Below are 15,776 nucleotides of genomic sequence, written 5' to 3'. Positions count from 1 at the left end.
ATATGGAGCATATGGAGCACATGGAACACATAAAACACATGGAGCACTCGAAGCACTCGATTCCAAAGGGAAATTCAAAGCGGGTGGCCGTTATAGTCACGGAGTATTCGTTTAATTCCCATGCGGACGTAATACTCGGAAGGCTGCTTGGAGAATTCGATTATAAGCCAAGAATTGAAGTGGCAGCGATTTACACGGATCAAGTTCCTGCGGGCGATATGAGCAGAGAAAAGGCAGCCGTGAGCGGGGTGCCCATTTATGCGACAATAGAAGAAACGCTGAAAATGGCGCACGTAAATGGTGGCTTGGACGGCATCATCCTTATCGGAGAGCATGGGGACTATCCAGAGGACGAACGAGGCAGGAAGTGGTATCCGCGCCGCCGTTTTCTGGAGGAAGTGCTTCAGGTACTAGACCGTATACAAGTGAAGCTTCCGATATTTTCAGACAAACACCTATCCTACGATATAGACCATACAGTATGGATGTATAACGAGCTTCGGGAGCGCGACCTTCCTTTCATGGGAGGCTCGTCCATTCCTCATGCCCCGCATGTTCCGGTTATGGACCCGATCCATCTGGCAGATGCTGTGGAGTGGTTAGTTGTAAGCTTCTCAAGCCAGACTGAAGCCTATGGTTATCACGCTTTAGACGTGCTGCAATCTCTTGCCGAAAAAAGAGTGGGCAGCGCTCGTGGCGTGAGCTCCATTCTAGCCCTGCAAGGGGAAGAGGTATGGCAGGCTATGGACAGGAAGGAATGGCCGGAGGATCTGTTGCTGAAGGCGATGGCATTATTTAATAAAAATGATTCGGTAGATGATCTGGTTTCAACGGATCTGAGGGATATGAATGATCCGAATGAACTCAATGAACTCAATGAACTGGTTGATTCGACGCATCCAAGGTTTTCGAGTGAAAAGACAGTATTGTTTATTGTCCATTACGTAAATGGAACGAAAGGGTATGTCATTCAACAGCATAATTGGATTGATCGTTGGGGATTCTCTTTCCGTAAAAGCACAGGTGAACTGGATGCTGCAATATGTCATAGCGATTTGGACCGTCCGTTCACACATTTCGAAACGTTAACGAGAATAATTGAGGATTTTATAATTACAGGTGTAGAACCGTTCCCGATGGAGCGGACCTTTCTATCCAGCGGTTTGATTAATTATGGGATGGAATCTTTGTACCAAAGGAAACGTTTGGAGACTGCTGAATTGATTATAAAATAAACGTGTTGCGGCGTCCCTTGATGGGCGTGTTCGTGACTTGGGTGCATGGAGGGAGGGAATGGATGTGGGCTCCAGCCGCTGGGACTGAGGTGCGGGTACAGCTGAGAAGGGCCTGCTACTTTAACGATGTTTTTCATCGTTAAAAGCACCAGATCCCCTCCACATCCTTACTTTAACGATGAAAAACATTGTTAAAATCCCGTTTAACCACCCTGAGAGTCCATCCGATCGGTTTTAACGATGAAAATCATCATTAACGTAATGGATTGACCTGGAACACTTGTTTTAACGATGAAAAACATCGTCTTAAGTGGAGTACACACTTATTTCGGGCGAAGATTGAGCCTGTTCAACTCGACTCAAATATGTTGACGCCAGGAACTTAGTATCGGCATTGACCACCTAATAGCCATGCTCTATCATTTCTTTGACAACCCATTTACCCAAATGGCCACTGCCGCCTGTTACTACAATTTTTTTGTCCGCATTTTATCCTCTTTCGTACAGTCAGTTTATGCGCTCTTATGGATTCACTCAAGAACTCACTAATGAACTGACTCAAGAACTCACTCAAGAACTCACTCAAGAACTCACTCAAGAACTCACTAATGAATTCATAAATGAGTTCTATTTGGCATTCGATGTTATCCTTTTTTACAGTACAGTTGTTTTATCTGTGAGAATTTGTTCAATTTGTTCAAGCACTTCCGGAGTCAATTCAACCTCGGACGCTTTGGCGTTCTCCTCGATTTGCTGAGGACTGCTAGCTCCTACCAATGCGCTTGATACATTCGGTTGACGCAAAATCCAGGCAAGGGCCAGCTGCCCCACGGTTATATTTAAGTCCTGGGCGACTAGGTCCAGTTGATTGACCTGGGCAATCTTTTCTTCCGTAATGCCTTTGCGTACCCAATCCAATTTAGCAGCCCGGCTGCCCTCGGGAATGTCTTGGATCGATTTGTATTTACCGGTTAATAAACCTTGCGCAAGTGGTGAGAAGACGACCTGACCAATGCCGATTTGCTCACCTAGCGGAATCACTTCTTTTTCGATATAGCGGTTGAACATGTTGTATACCGGTTGGTTCACTACGATGCGGTCTAACAAATATTTATCAGCAAGCGCATGCGCCAACGCCATCTGTGAAGGTGTCCATTCACTTACTCCGATGTACAGCACTTTTCCTTGAGATACCAGATCATCCAATGCGCGAAGTGTTTCCTCAACAGGGGTATGTGGATCGTAGCGATGACAATAGTAGACGTCTATATAGTCGAGGCCAAGCCTCTTCAAGCTCGCATCGCACTGCTCTTTAATATGCTTCCGGGATAAACCGCGATCATTAGGCCCATCGCCCATCTCCCCAAAGACTTTAGTAGCCAGAACATAGGATTCACGGGGAAAGTCCTTCAAGGTAGCTCCCACAACCTTCTCCGCTTCACCGCGTTCATACACATTTGCAGTATCAAAAAAATTAATACCAAGATCATATGCGGTACGTATTGATTGCGCTGCATTTTCCTGCTCGACATACCCGCCATAGGTTAACCAGCTGCCCAAGCTTATTTCACTTACTTTCAAACCCGTATTTCCTAATTTACGATATTTCATAATAAGAAACCTCCGTTGTTTGATGTATTTAAGGGAATTAATAATGAATGGTATCGTTGTTCTATTGTTATTGTAGTAAAGTTTCAATAGAATGAATAGTAGTGAATTTTTTATGATGTTATTAATTTTTATGTTGTTACTACACTTTATTTTAGTACTATTTAAGGGGAGGACTTATGTCAGCTGATATGGAAACGAACATAGAGATGGAACAAGGGGCGGAAACGGGCAAAGGAACAAACATGGAGGATGAGCAGGGAAAAACGGCAGCGTCAGGTTCGAATTATACGCCCAAAAATCCTGTTTATATTGAATGCTCAGTCGAAAAAACATTGGATGTGATAGGCGGGAAATGGTCGTTTCTCGTGCTTCGTGAGCTTTTTTGCGGGACTAAACGTTTTGGAGAGCTGCAAAGAGCTATTCATTCGATCAGTCCAACAGCACTCACCAATACGCTGCGCCATTTAGAAGAACAAGGTATTTTGGAACGCCAGGTGTTTCCGACCGTGCCAGTGAAAGTGGAGTATACGTTGACACCCAAAGGTGAGGATCTGCATATGATCTTGAAGCAAATGAAGCTTTGGGCGGCTAAGTGGACTTGAAAAAAAGAATTAAGATACCTTCAAGGATGATTCCTGTATTAAATAGGAGTCATTTTTTATTTTGTAGCAGCTCGTCTCCCCCAAATGAAGCGTGTGCTTGACTTAACGATGTTTTTCATCGTTAAAGTAAGTGTTTCCAGGTCAGCCTGTCACTTTAATGATGTTTTTCATCGCTAAAAGAGGACGGATGGCCTAATTGGGGGATTAAAAGGGATTTTAACGATGTTTTTCATCGTTAAAGTGAGGTTATGGAGAGGAGCTGCTACTTTAACGATGAAAAACATCGCTAAAGTAGCGGCTCCTCTCATTTCTTCATCCCAGCGTTCTTCCCCGCTAAGAAATCTCCTCCAACCAAGAGAAAACTCTTGCTGGCTGTCCGTTTGAGCATGGTGTTCGTACGATTGTAGCTGAAAGAGGTAAAGGGGTATGGGTGGAAGAGCGCTAGCGCCCGCCTTTAAAGATTTGTTCCAACCTCCTCGTTCGTCCATTCAATGGAACAAATCTTTAACAGCGGCTGGAGCCCATACCCCTTACCTCCACCAAGCACTAGCGTAACGAACACGCACCTCAAAGGAACGGCGCAAGAAGTTTTCCTCATTTATAATGGTTTACACAATTTTTAACGTGTGATATAATTCATTTTAATAATTATATTAACTGAATATTGATGTATATATGTAATTATTATATATAAGTCGACATGTTTCGTAATTAGTAAGCTTGGGATTCCTTATATTTATTTAAGTAGGTTAAACATATAGAAAAAAGTAATTGACCGCGCTTAAATAAACAAGTATGAACAAATAAATGAAATCATGAAGAGGTGCGGGATGACGTTGGCTGAAGCAGTACCACAAACAATGATTTTCAATAAGGGTACTTTTTTTACCGATATTGACAATAGGGGAGAACAACAGGAGTGGTTTTCTCTGGATTACGACAAGTCGAATTGGATGGGAGTGGCCGTTCCAGGTGCCTGGGATTTTTATAGCCATGCTTTTTGGGGATATGAGGGAATAGGCTGGTATTGTCTGGAGATCGAGGGAGCCCGGGTGCAGCCTGGTTATAACCAGCGTCTTCAGTTTGGGAGAGTCAGCGGTCAAGCGAAAGTTTGGATCAACGGTGAGTTGGCAGGTGAGCATATTGGCGGTTATTTGCCTTTTGAATATGACATCACCTCCTTTTTACATACAAACGGGACTAATCAGGTGGTCGTCCGGGTAGATAATGTACCGCGCAGCAATTGGCTGCCGGGGACTACGCTCATTGAATGGATTCAATATGGGGGAATTCTGCAGCCAGTGAAGCTGGTCACAAGTTCAACTTGTTTTATATCTAGCGCGGCTATTGAAGCTTCGCCTGATCAGGGAGGTGCCAAAGTAACCTGCAAGGTGGCATTAACGAATACTGAAGCAGCTTCATTTGAGGGAATTATTAGGTTGAAGATTCCTGCGGGCAGTAATATTGGCAATGCTGAAGCTGATAATGCAGTCCATACATATACGGCTTCCATAGATGTAGTGTGTCCTGCGGGACAAAAGGCTTTTTTTACAACAACAATTGATATGTCAAAGGCTCAGCTTTGGACGCTGGAGTCCCCCCAGCTTTATGATGTGATGGTGCAACTGCTCGGCCGTGGCGGTGAAGCTGTGGATGAGAAGCAAGAGCGCTTTGGGGTTAGGACGATCGAGGTGCAGGGTACGCAAATATGTCTGAACGGCGAGCCAATCATTATTAAAGGCGTTAACCGCTATGACGAAGTAGACGGCTATGGACAGACGGTTCCTGAGGAAGTCATTCGCGCTGATTTATTAAAAATAAAGCAAGCAGGAGTGAATTGTATCCGTACTCATTACCCGATGGATCCGCTGCATATGGATATTATGGATGAAATCGGTCTCTTGCTTATGGAGGAGATTCCGTTAAATTGGTGGCTGAAGCCGTGGGAAATTGACGCGGAAGTAGACGAAGCAGAAAATAATGAGATTATCGACAGAGCGGAGAGTGCTCTGCAGGAAATGATCGAACGAGGGCGTAACCACCCTTGTATCATTGTCTGGAGTATGTGTAATGAATCAGGCACGAATAAACCTTATGGTATCAACGCGATGCGGCGGTTAATGCGCAAGGCCAGAGAGCTCGACAGCACCAGGCTTGTTTCCTTTGTAGCAGTTGGGCATACTTCTGGACATCAGGCATTTGATGAAGCGGATATTGTCTTTATCAATTTATATTACGGTTCTGTTATCGAGCCATTCGCTTATCATATCGATCAATTGAATGAATTTGCCACTGCTCCAACAGCCAACCATTTAAGAGATACAGTAGCAGAGTTTCAAGGGAAGCCAGTTGTAGTAACGGAGTTCGGGATGCAGGCGATAACAGGTATTCACGGAGATCACCGTTATTCGGAGGCGTTCCAGGCAGCCTATATCGAATCGGTCTGGCAAGCTATCACCAGTGTAGATGGTGTACAAGGCGGGCTGTTATGGTGCTGGGCAGATTACTATCATCGCAGAACGCTGGCTGGTGCATGGTCAGCGGCCTATGGCTCTTATGGGGTCGTAACGATAGACCGTCAGGATAAAGAAGCGCTGCACACGTTGACCCGGCTTTTTCAAGATATAGTCTAGATAAATAAAGGAAGGCGGCGTTAGTTATGAGAAGAATAGATGTGAATGGGGTGATGGGCCCCTTGGTTAATCAGGAGGTGGAGATACGCAGTGAACAAGCGTTTATTTCCAGTCTGGATCATTTCGATATCGACCAGGCGATTATTATCTACTCGTTAGCGCGTTATTCAGATCCGATCGCAGGAAATCAAAGGCTGCTCGAATGGACCCGGCAGGAATCCAAGCTGATTCCCTGCTTTGTTCTTTCACCCCATTATAAATATGCACTAGGCTGGGCTGAGACGGAAAAGCTGCTGCAAAAGGAAAACATCCGATTCGCCAAAATATATCCAAGGCAGCATGGATTCAATCTGCATGGAACACAGATCCGCGAAATATTCGACCTTGCTTCCAGGCTGCACATCCATTTATTGATTGACCATTTTGAAATCGAAGACAGCCGTGGCATAGAGTTGGAGGGTTTTCAAATCTTGCTGGCGGAATTTCCTGGAGTCAATGTGATTCTTACTGCCGTCAGCCATCGGCGCAATTTGGCCGTATACAGTTATTTGGAGCATTTTCCTAACTTTTTTGTGGAGTTTTCGCTGTTTAATCATTGGTTAGTGTACGAAGAAGCTGTCAAAAGATTTGGTTCTGAACATATCCTGTGGGGCTCTAATATGCCTTTCAATATGCCGGGCCCTGCCGTTGCGATGCTGTCTTATGCGGATATAGCGATGGAAGACAAAGAAAATATTGCCTATAAAAATATCCTGAAGCTGATGAAAGGGTGATGAAAATGCTACTTAAGGAATATGCGGAGCAAGGCATTCCATTAAAGGATGTTAGTGTCATAGATGTGCATAGCCATATAGGCCCCTATGCTGGCAATTATGTTCCTTATTCCCATGACGAAGAAGCGCAGATGCTTCAATTTACGAAAAATTTGGATCGGGTGGGCGTGGATTATGCCATTGTTTCCATGCTGAGAGGCTTGCATACGCATGAATTGGAAGCCAATCTTGATTTAGCGAAAATGATGGAGACGAATCGCAAAATTTTAGGATGGATTACCTATATTCCTTCCTTACAGCAAAAAAGCTTAGAAATGGCTGAGCAGTGCTTCTCGATTTCCAACCGTTTTGTCGGGATTAAAATTCATCCTGAATTCAACATGCATCCTATAGATGGCGCGGGCTATGAGCCTATGTGGGAGTACGCGGACGCCAAAGGTCTGCTTGTGCTTGTCCATATCTGGGGACGTTGTCCATACTCGGATCCGGAGCGTCTGAGAGGTATTGCCAAGAAGTACAGAAACCTCACGGTTCTGATTGGCCATTCCGGGGGAGAAGAGCCTGGCACAACGACAGCGATCGAGCTATCCAATACTTATGACAACATGTTCCTGGATTTGACCGGTGCTTTCATATGCTCCAAGAGGACTCTTGAGCATTTTGTCAGAAGAGCGGATTCGGATAAGCTGCTATTTTCCAGTGATGCAGTTTTCAATAATCTGACCTATGATTTGGGTGAGATTCTTTATGCGCGTGTGTCTGAAGAGATCAAAGCCAAGGTGCTGGGATTGAATGCACAGCGGCTGTTGAAAGATTTCATTTGATTCTATGAAAGGAGTTGATCATGCGTCGCTTATCTGCGATAGACCTCGAAAGTGGCTTATATTCGCCTGCTTATTATTTTGAAAAAATTGGAGGCCTGACATGGTATCGTTCAAAAGAAATATCAGAAGAAATATCAAAAAGGTATGTATGTTATTTTTAATGAGCTGTCTTATTTATACTTCTTTCGGTTCAGCGATGACAACGGTTATTCGTGCAGCATCTGACCCGCTTGGAGATCCAGCTTCCTCCTCATCACCTACATCCTCCAGCCCTTTCTCCGATTTGAAGGGGCATTGGGCTGAGAAGCAGCTAACGGCATGGATGGAAGCAGGCCTGATTCAGGGTTATGCTGATGGTACTTTCAAACCGAATCGTACGGTCAATCGGGGTGAAGCCATTGCACTTGTGAATCGCTCTTTTGGATTTAGTGAACGGGCACAAATTGATTTTTCCGATCTGGCGGTTTCCGACTGGGAATATGAAGATGTGGCGAAAGCGGTACAGGCAGGGTTTATCGAAGGTTATGCCGATGGGACTATTGGCGCCAAAAGAACGATCAGCAGGCAGGAAGCGGCAGTCATGATAGCTCGTTTGCTGGACTTGGATGTGCAAGCTGCTAGCGAGTCTGCAAGCGGTTTCACCGACTACACACACATCCCCGAGTGGAGTAAAGGGGCAGTAGCAGCAGTAGCAGCGGCTAAAATAATGGAGGGCTACGAGGACGGCAGCTTCAAGCCGTTGGCTTTCATAACGCGTGCGGAGGTTGTTGTGACTCTGGAGCGTGCTCTACGCTTGAGACCAAAGACCGAATATAACAAAGCAGGCACTTACGGCCCTGCAGAGGGCGTTGAACAAATTAACGGAAATGTCGTTGTTAGTACTTCCGGAGTAACGCTGCAGAACATGAAGATTACGGGGGATTTATTGTTAGCCGAAGGTATTGCTGAAGGTGATGTATTCCTTAACCATGTAACTGTACAAGGAACGACAACGGTTAAAGGCGGAGGCATCAACAGCATCCATGTCGCTAATAGTGTGCTGGCAGCGGTGATTGTGGATAAAGCAGCCGGAACGGTACGGATCGTTGTTAAGGATAAAACAACGATAGCTGAAGTCATCGTAAAGTCTGCCGTTATTTTAGAACAAGCGGATTCGGATGGCTCTTCAGTAATTAAATTAGTTAAACTCTTAGATGGAATTTCAATAAATTCCAAAATTAAGTTAATCGGTTATTTTGAACATGTTGATGCTGCAGCCAAGGGCATAGCTATTGATTTCACCAAAGGGACGATCAAAAAGTTATCAGTCTCCCAGCAAGCGACGGGCGTAAGTATTAACGTGGGTAAGGATGCCAAGATCATTTTGATGATTCTGGATGCGATTGCTAAGGTGACAGGGCTTGGAGTGATCGAAAAGGCAACGCTTAGCGAAAAAGCGAAAGGGACAACGTTTGAGACAAAACCGCTGCTGTTGGAAGGTCCGGCGGATGAATCTCAAGGACAAACTGATCCCATTACGGGAACGCCCGTACCAGGCGGGGGCGTGATTGACGGTGGAACGTCAACACCTGCGAGCATTGTATCCGTATCTGCAGTTAATGGGACGATTACTGTTACTTTCAATGCGGCTGCGAATATCATACCCGAAGTTAATGATTTTACGGTACAGCGAGTCATTAATGATGCAACTGCGATATCCGTGACACCAAGCCTTGTTGCATGGGATTCCGCATCGAGTATAGCTACTTTAACGGTTCCGACTGTTTCAATGATAGGAATAGATCAGTCTGTTGTTGATCGAGTACGTTATAAAGGTGCGGCAGCAGTCGAGTCTGCGGCATTTGTTGTGTCAGCAGAAGTTGTTGATAGTAATTTGATTGTCGAGAATGGAATAGCAAACGCTTTAATTGTTATTGAGACAGATTCCAGCCAGCAAATACTTGAAGCTGCTGAAACGCTGAGGGAATACGTGAAGAAGTCGACAGGGGCAGAGTTATCGACGAAAACTACAGATGAATGGGCTGAAATTGAACCAGCCAGTAACGATATGGTGAGTATTTACATCGGTGTTAGCCGGACGGAAGATGAGGCACATCATAATGAAATACTACTGGATATGAAGGATGATGGATTTATTATCGATTCGCAAGAGGAAAATATTACGATAATTGGACCTACATCACGGGGGACTGAATTTGGCGTATACGAGTTTCTCGAGCGTTATGTCGGCGTGCGTTGGCTGATGCCGGGGCCGGAGGGAGAGGATGTACCGCAGCGAAGTACAATTATCATTTCTCAAGAAATAGTTCGTAACGATCCTGCAACGATATCCCGCCATTTTTTCGGCACGGAAACTACAATGTCGGTAACAAATGCAGAATGGGCTCGGAAAAACAAAATGTTTGATAATGTCCGGTTCCATCATAACATGGCGAAATTATTTGATCCGAAAGATTCGAAGTTGAAAGAGCATCCTGAATATTATGTGGGCGGGGTTGTGCCTACTCATGATTACGATTGGCAGCCATGTTTCAACGACACGACAGCCGAGGTGGCGACTGAGCGTATTATCTCGTATTTTGAACAACATCCCGAAGAAATGTCATACTCTCTTGGGATGAATGATAGTCACAGATTCTGCGAAGATACTGGCGTAATGAATTCTGTGGGTCTTATGAATATGTCAGATGTGTATTATCCATGGGTCAATAAAGTCGTAGAAGGTGTAATGGCAAATGATCTTTATAAGGATAAATATTTCGGGCTGTTGGCGTACTCAAATATGTTTGATCCTCCAACTAATGTAACACTGAACTCTCATGTTATTCCCTATATTACGGAAGATCGTATGACCTGGATTGATCAGTCTAATGCTGATATATCAAAAGAGGCATTGGAGCGTTGGGAACAGGTGGCGACGAATCTGGCGTGGTATGAGTATTTATATGGCTGGCCATACAATATACCACGCGTGTACCCGCATCAGATGGCGGAGAACTACAAATTTGCCCAGGATCAAGGCGTTATCGCCCATGTTGCGGAATTGTTTCCTAACTTTGGTGAAGGACCGAAGCCATGGCTCTCCGCTAAGCTTCAATGGAATGCAGATCAGGACGTAGAAGATCTGCTGAACGAATGGTACGAGCGTGCAGTTGGTACGGATGCTGCTCCCTATTTGAAGGAATACTACCAATTATGGGAAGACTTCTGGACCCGGCGTGTTCTCGATACGGACTGGTATTTGAGATGGAAGACGGAGCGCTACTATCTTCGATTCGATCTACCTGATTATTTAGAAGCTGTAACGAAGAAAGACATTACCGATAGCCGCCTTCTGCTAGAACAGGTTGTTGTCAAAGCGCAAACAAGCAAGCAGAAGACTCGGGCCCAGAAGCTCCTTCAAGCTTTCGAATTTTATGAAGCTTCGGCTCTCAGCTATCCTCAAAGCGGCCCTATAGCCACACCAGTGAATGAACAAGAAGCGCTGGAACTGTTAAGCGACATTCAAATAAGCCTGCAGATGGCAAAAAAACGGACGAATTTAGTGAAACAATACAAGGGTGATCCGATACTGGAGTTACCGGGATATCCAAGTATTATGGGGAATTGGGATGGTGTGCAAAACGAGCTTATGTCTGCACTGAAAAGCTACGTGGCAACCGAAGGTGAAAACGGAGTCGTACGTGCACAGTTGAACCAGTTTTTAGATTCTATTAACTCAAACTATTCAGCGAATGCTATCAGAACGACTACAAGCAAAGCTCAAATATTACAGTCTCTCGATTTCAGTAAGGGGCCGTGGACGGATGCTGAACCGTTTAGCGATTTTTTCATTATGAATACAAGAAGTGAAGGTCCGAAAACGAAAGTTTACCTGTTGTGGGATCTCGATAACCTCTATGTTGGCTATGAGAATTTTGACGACAATCCTGGAGCCATGGTAGTGAGTGATACTGCGCCAGGGGGATGGTGGGCGAGCGGATCGGATCCTTTGGTTGGAGGGGATGATTCGGTTGAAACTTTTATAAGTCAATCAGGTGGAACTATTAAAGGCTTTTTCACTAATCCGAAGGCCGTGAAGTTCATCTATAATTGGGTTCCCGGTTCGGAGCCTGAACCAGGTACAGATCATGTATGGGAAAGCAATTCGCTAATAAAGAGCGACCGCTGGAATACAGTTCAAGTGATTCCGTTCTCCAGCATCGGAGTTGATCTGAGTAAAACAAATACGATGGAGGGGCTTTTCTTCCGAAATTATCATGGTCATTCCAAGTTTTTGGGTTGGGCAGGCGGAGCACCCTGGAATTCAGACACTTTAAAACTAATAAATCTTATCGATGGGGAAAATTTAATTAAGAACGGATCTTTTGAAATTGGTGGCCAAGGAAATCCTGATGCAGCACCGCCATGGTATATAGATGGGTTTCCGGGAGAAGTATTAAAACGTACGAGCGAGTTTTCGCGAACAGGTGATCAGAGTCTTGCTGTTAATGTGTATGAGAGAGGCATCGGAGCCGCTTTCCAAGATATACCCATCACACCTGGTAAATACAGAGCGACCTTTCACTACTATTTACCTGAAGATTCCGAGACAGTGGGTACTGTATTTTGGGAAGCTAATGTAAAAAATGCAGCTTATGTCCAACTCAGAGCGCTAAATTTTCCAAGCTCGCCTATTGCGTACACAAAAGGTCGATGGACAAAAGTCACAGTAGAATTTGAGATAGATCCAATTATTTTCGGAGAAACACCAAGTCGCTTGCAACCCATCATCTACTTTAGCGGGTTTAAGCCTGGTGAGTTCGTATACATCGATGATGTCTCTATTTACAAACTGGAACCTTTAGATCTTGTCGAAAAAGAGAATATAATTATGAATGGATCGTTTGAAATCGGCGGACCGGAGAATCCTGATGCAGCACCGCCTTGGTATATAGATGGATTTCCGGGAGAAGTATTGAAACGTACCAACGAATTTTCGCTAACAGGTGATCAGAGTCTTGCTGTTAATGTGTACGAGAGAGGCATCGGAGCGGCCTTTCAAGATTTGCCCATCACACCCGGTGAATACAGAGCGACCTTTTATTATTTCTTACCTGAAGATTCCGAGGCGGTAGGCAGTCTCTTCTGGGAGGTTGCTGTGAAAAACGCTGGATATGGCTTACTTAATACGATAACCTCTTCCGAGGAGTCTGTTATTAATTCTAAAGGCCGATGGTCAAAGGTCACAATTAATTTTGTGGTGAACCCAAGTTATTACGGTGAAGCGCCAGCTCGCTTACAGCCAGTCATCTACTTCAAAGGATTCAAGCAGGGTGAGTATGTATACATTGATGATGTCTCTATTTACAAACTAGATTAATAAAAATAGACAGGGCAGTCGAATGATATTCGACTTGCCTTTGTCTGATCAAAATCTTATTTAGTATTCAATGATTTACAAATGGTAATAACATTAATATAATTTAATATATTGCATAATTTCGCATAGAAACCCCTCAAATGCTTGCTCTGAGGGGTTTAATATATGAATAGTCATTTTCTTATTCCAATGGGTAAACATGAATATGATGGGAAGGTTGCCAATAATGAAGTTAATTCTGACAGAAAAACAGATTTTAGAATTAATCAGCTTTGGGCGTGGGGTTTCTCGGAAGAAAATTGCAGAAATGCTGCGAGTGACTCAAGCAACAACGACTAAAATAACAAAGCAGTTTCTTGAGCAAGGGCTTATCATGGAAGGGGAACGCATCGGAACCGGTATGGGAAGAAAGGAAGTACAATTATATGCCCATCCCGATAAATTTAGATATCTAGGGATTGACATTGGTGGACATTTTGTAAGGTTTGCGCTTAGTGACAATAAGCTGGAGATATTGCACGAGTCCCAATTTTTGATGTCGGAATTAGTTCCTATAGAAAATCGAGCTGAGTTGTTCATGCAGATCATGATGGATTTCTTTGAAACACATAAAATAAAAGTGGAATCCATTGATGCCATTGGAATTGGCGTCACAGGAATCGTTAGTGGAGATAATAAAAGTATCCTTTCTATACCGAATATTCCTCAATGGGATGAAATTAATCTTGTAGATGCAATCAGCGAACGGATAGGCTGCCCGGTTTATCTGAATGAGGGAGGCCGAACGATGGCGCTTGCTGAGCAGATGCTAGGCATGGCAGAGACTCTCTCCAATTTCATTGTCGTTCATGTTGGGCGTTTAGGAGTCGTCTCTGGAATAATGATTAATGGACAGCTGTTAAGGGGGGATAATAATACCGCGGGGCTTCTGGGACATACTACAGCAGATCCGAATGGAATTCGATGCTTCTGTGGCAACTATGGCTGTCTGGAGAATATTATCACGTTTCCCATGCTGAATTATGAATTTAATAATCGGAGCGGAATCGGCTCTATAGCGGTGGCTTACCAAAAAAATGATAAAATAGCCATGGATGTTTGTCTGGCTGGGGGCAAGGCATTCGGCATTGCCTTGAGCAATGTAGTTAACTTATTTAACCCTAACACCATTTTTATCGGTGGATTAATGTTTGAGGAAATGCCTCTTTTGTTGGATGAAACGAAGAGAACCCTGCTTTTACGCGCAAACCGCTTCTCGACTTTAAACTTAAAGCTGCAGAACACTTCCTTTGGAAGTAAGCAGGGCTTGTACGGCGCATTAGCTTTAGCCAAACAAAGCTTTATAGAAGCACTGTAATGCTTAATGGCATAAAATAATACAATACGTTTGGATCACATCTCGATCCAAGCGTATTCGTCGTAAATTTAAACATAGCTGCTTCCGTCCCAGTGATAATGCTGAAGCAGCTCTAAGTCGATTTGCAAGCCAATCCCATGCCCTTGCGGGAGCGTTATTTCCCCTTGCCGGGGCTGCAGCGGGAACATCTTCGTAAATGGATTATCCATAATATCCCATTCTACAGGCTCGATCGAGTCTGCCCCCATTTTGCTGAACGGTTCCAGACAGGCTTGTGCAAAAATAGCATATAAGCGCGACAGAGCACCATCATAAGTATGTGGAGTTACGCTGATGCCGAAGCTTCTGGCAAGCTTTAGTGTTTCCCTGTAACCACTGATCCCATCTATGTGCATGGGATCAGGAGTTATGAAATCGAGGGCGTGCCCGGTAAGCAGGGGAATGAAGTCCGATGCTGTCTTGAAATTTTCACCACCAGCCAAAGGTGCGGACAAACGCGTTCTTAACAAAGCATACTCGGCAGTATGCTTGATCGGTATCGGCTCTTCAACCCACATGAGATTGGACCATGCTGAGAGCAAGTACTGCCACTTGAGTGCAGCCGGCATGTCATAACTTTCGTTGGCGTCCAGCGCAAGTTCAATTTGTCCCTGCAGCAAGGCTTGAACGCTGAGAATATGGTGCTGATCTTCGGCGATTGATTTTCCGCCAATTTTCAGCTTGATTTTGCTAAAGCCTTCGTTGATCGCTGTTTCTATGGTTTGCAGGGAATACTGCTGCCAATCAGGCCCTTCGGTGTAGGATTGGAAGGAAGCATATACGGGGACCTTTGTCCGAAATTTTCCTCCCCAAAGATCAGTGATGGATAGTCCGCATGCTTTAGCCATGATTTCTGTTAACGCCATGCTAACCGCCGAAGCCGCGCGGGCATGCCATTTTTTTATCGTATGAACCAGTTTGTTAGACCCGGCTGCCGGCTTGCCGATTAAATAGGGAATGATTCTTTCCTGAAAGCCCTTGTGCAGGGTAGGCAGCCAATCGGCGCATTCACCCCAGCCTTCAATGCCCGTATCGGTTGTAATCCGAATCATGTAACTTGTGCGGTACGATTTGATTCCATTGGCGTCCCCATATGGCTTGGGAAGCTGGTAGAAGAGGGGGAAAGCGTCGATATGATGAATGTACAATTGGCTGCCTCCTGCATTTTCTCTATGCTGATCTATGTGCTATTATTATGTCGAGTATTCGTCAATTTATGAGTTAATTTGGATAATATGGTATATAATAGTTTATTTTATGCATGATTATAGAAAAATCAAATTTATAAATTTATTTCAATCCGGTATAGGATAAATGGATCAAAAAAAGAGGGGAAACGT

9 protein-coding genes are annotated in these 15,776 nt (G+C 44.4%); 7 read left to right on the top strand and 2 right to left on the bottom strand.

Features of this window, described 5'->3' with window-relative positions:
* The first annotated feature begins 20 nt into the window (after positions 1 to 20).
* Entirely contained in the window at positions 21 to 1,235 is a 1,215-nt protein-coding gene (locus J2Z66_RS08390; RefSeq protein ID WP_209970942.1) for a hypothetical protein, read from the top strand.
* A gap of 654 nt (positions 1,236 to 1,889) precedes the next feature.
* On the opposite strand, the gene J2Z66_RS08385 is transcribed toward J2Z66_RS08390, so the two are convergent.
* Entirely contained in the window at positions 1,890 to 2,846 is a 957-nt protein-coding gene (locus J2Z66_RS08385; RefSeq protein WP_209970941.1) for an aldo/keto reductase family protein, read from the bottom strand.
* Positions 2,847 to 3,088: 242 nt separating this feature from the next.
* Between J2Z66_RS08385 and J2Z66_RS08380 the strand changes: the two genes are divergently transcribed.
* The 6 genes from J2Z66_RS08380 to J2Z66_RS08355 all read left to right on the top strand — a co-directional run bounded on the left by J2Z66_RS08380 (position 3,089) and on the right by J2Z66_RS08355 (position 14,397).
* Positions 3,089 to 3,448: a winged helix-turn-helix transcriptional regulator gene (locus tag J2Z66_RS08380; protein ID WP_209971173.1), complete on the top strand. Its 360-nt coding sequence runs from the start codon at positions 3,089 to 3,091 to the stop codon at positions 3,446 to 3,448.
* A gap of 830 nt (positions 3,449 to 4,278) precedes the next feature.
* The gene (locus tag J2Z66_RS08375) at positions 4,279 to 6,081 is read left to right on the top strand and encodes a glycoside hydrolase family 2 TIM barrel-domain containing protein (protein ID WP_209970940.1); all 1,803 of its coding nucleotides are present in this window, start codon (positions 4,279 to 4,281) and stop codon (positions 6,079 to 6,081) included.
* Between the two features lie 26 nt (positions 6,082 to 6,107).
* Complete coding sequence (locus tag J2Z66_RS08370) at positions 6,108 to 6,854, top strand: amidohydrolase family protein (protein ID WP_209970939.1); 747 nt, start codon at positions 6,108 to 6,110, stop codon at positions 6,852 to 6,854.
* Between the two features lie 5 nt (positions 6,855 to 6,859).
* Entirely contained in the window at positions 6,860 to 7,678 is an 819-nt protein-coding gene (locus tag J2Z66_RS08365; RefSeq protein WP_209970938.1) for an amidohydrolase family protein, read from the top strand.
* A gap of 100 nt (positions 7,679 to 7,778) precedes the next feature.
* Positions 7,779 to 13,040, top strand: a complete 5,262-nt coding sequence (locus tag J2Z66_RS08360) for a DUF4838 domain-containing protein (protein ID WP_209970937.1) — start codon at positions 7,779 to 7,781, stop codon at positions 13,038 to 13,040.
* A 226-nt stretch (positions 13,041 to 13,266) separates the two neighbouring features.
* A complete protein-coding gene (locus J2Z66_RS08355; protein WP_209970936.1) occupies positions 13,267 to 14,397 on the top strand; it encodes an ROK family transcriptional regulator in 1,131 nt (376 codons plus the stop codon).
* Between the two features lie 68 nt (positions 14,398 to 14,465).
* Here the strand turns inward: J2Z66_RS08355 and J2Z66_RS08350 are convergent, their stop codons facing one another.
* Positions 14,466 to 15,584, bottom strand: coding sequence for a mandelate racemase/muconate lactonizing enzyme family protein (locus J2Z66_RS08350; protein ID WP_209970935.1), 1,119 nt, complete (start codon positions 15,582 to 15,584; stop codon positions 14,466 to 14,468).
* Positions 15,585 to 15,776 lie beyond the last annotated feature (192 nt).

It is taken from the genome of Paenibacillus eucommiae (assembly GCF_017874215.1).
Classification (GTDB): domain Bacteria; phylum Bacillota; class Bacilli; order Paenibacillales; family NBRC-103111; genus Paenibacillus_AI; species Paenibacillus_AI eucommiae.
The sequence above is the reverse complement of the archived record's forward strand: the minus strand, read 5'-3'. Positions and strand labels throughout refer to the sequence as shown.

Coding starts and splice junctions, on each gene's coding strand:
- J2Z66_RS08390 (WP_209970942.1), top strand. CDS start 21: ATGGAACACATAAAACACATGGAGCACTCGAAGCACTCGATTCCAAAG.
- J2Z66_RS08385 (WP_209970941.1), bottom strand. CDS start 2,846: ATGAAATATCGTAAATTAGGAAATACGGGTTTGAAAGTAAGTGAAATA.
- J2Z66_RS08380 (WP_209971173.1), top strand. CDS start 3,089: ATGGAGGATGAGCAGGGAAAAACGGCAGCGTCAGGTTCGAATTATACG.
- J2Z66_RS08375 (WP_209970940.1), top strand. CDS start 4,279: ATGACGTTGGCTGAAGCAGTACCACAAACAATGATTTTCAATAAGGGT.
- J2Z66_RS08370 (WP_209970939.1), top strand. CDS start 6,108: ATGAGAAGAATAGATGTGAATGGGGTGATGGGCCCCTTGGTTAATCAG.
- J2Z66_RS08365 (WP_209970938.1), top strand. CDS start 6,860: ATGCTACTTAAGGAATATGCGGAGCAAGGCATTCCATTAAAGGATGTT.
- J2Z66_RS08360 (WP_209970937.1), top strand. CDS start 7,779: ATGGTATCGTTCAAAAGAAATATCAGAAGAAATATCAAAAAGGTATGT.
- J2Z66_RS08355 (WP_209970936.1), top strand. CDS start 13,267: ATGAAGTTAATTCTGACAGAAAAACAGATTTTAGAATTAATCAGCTTT.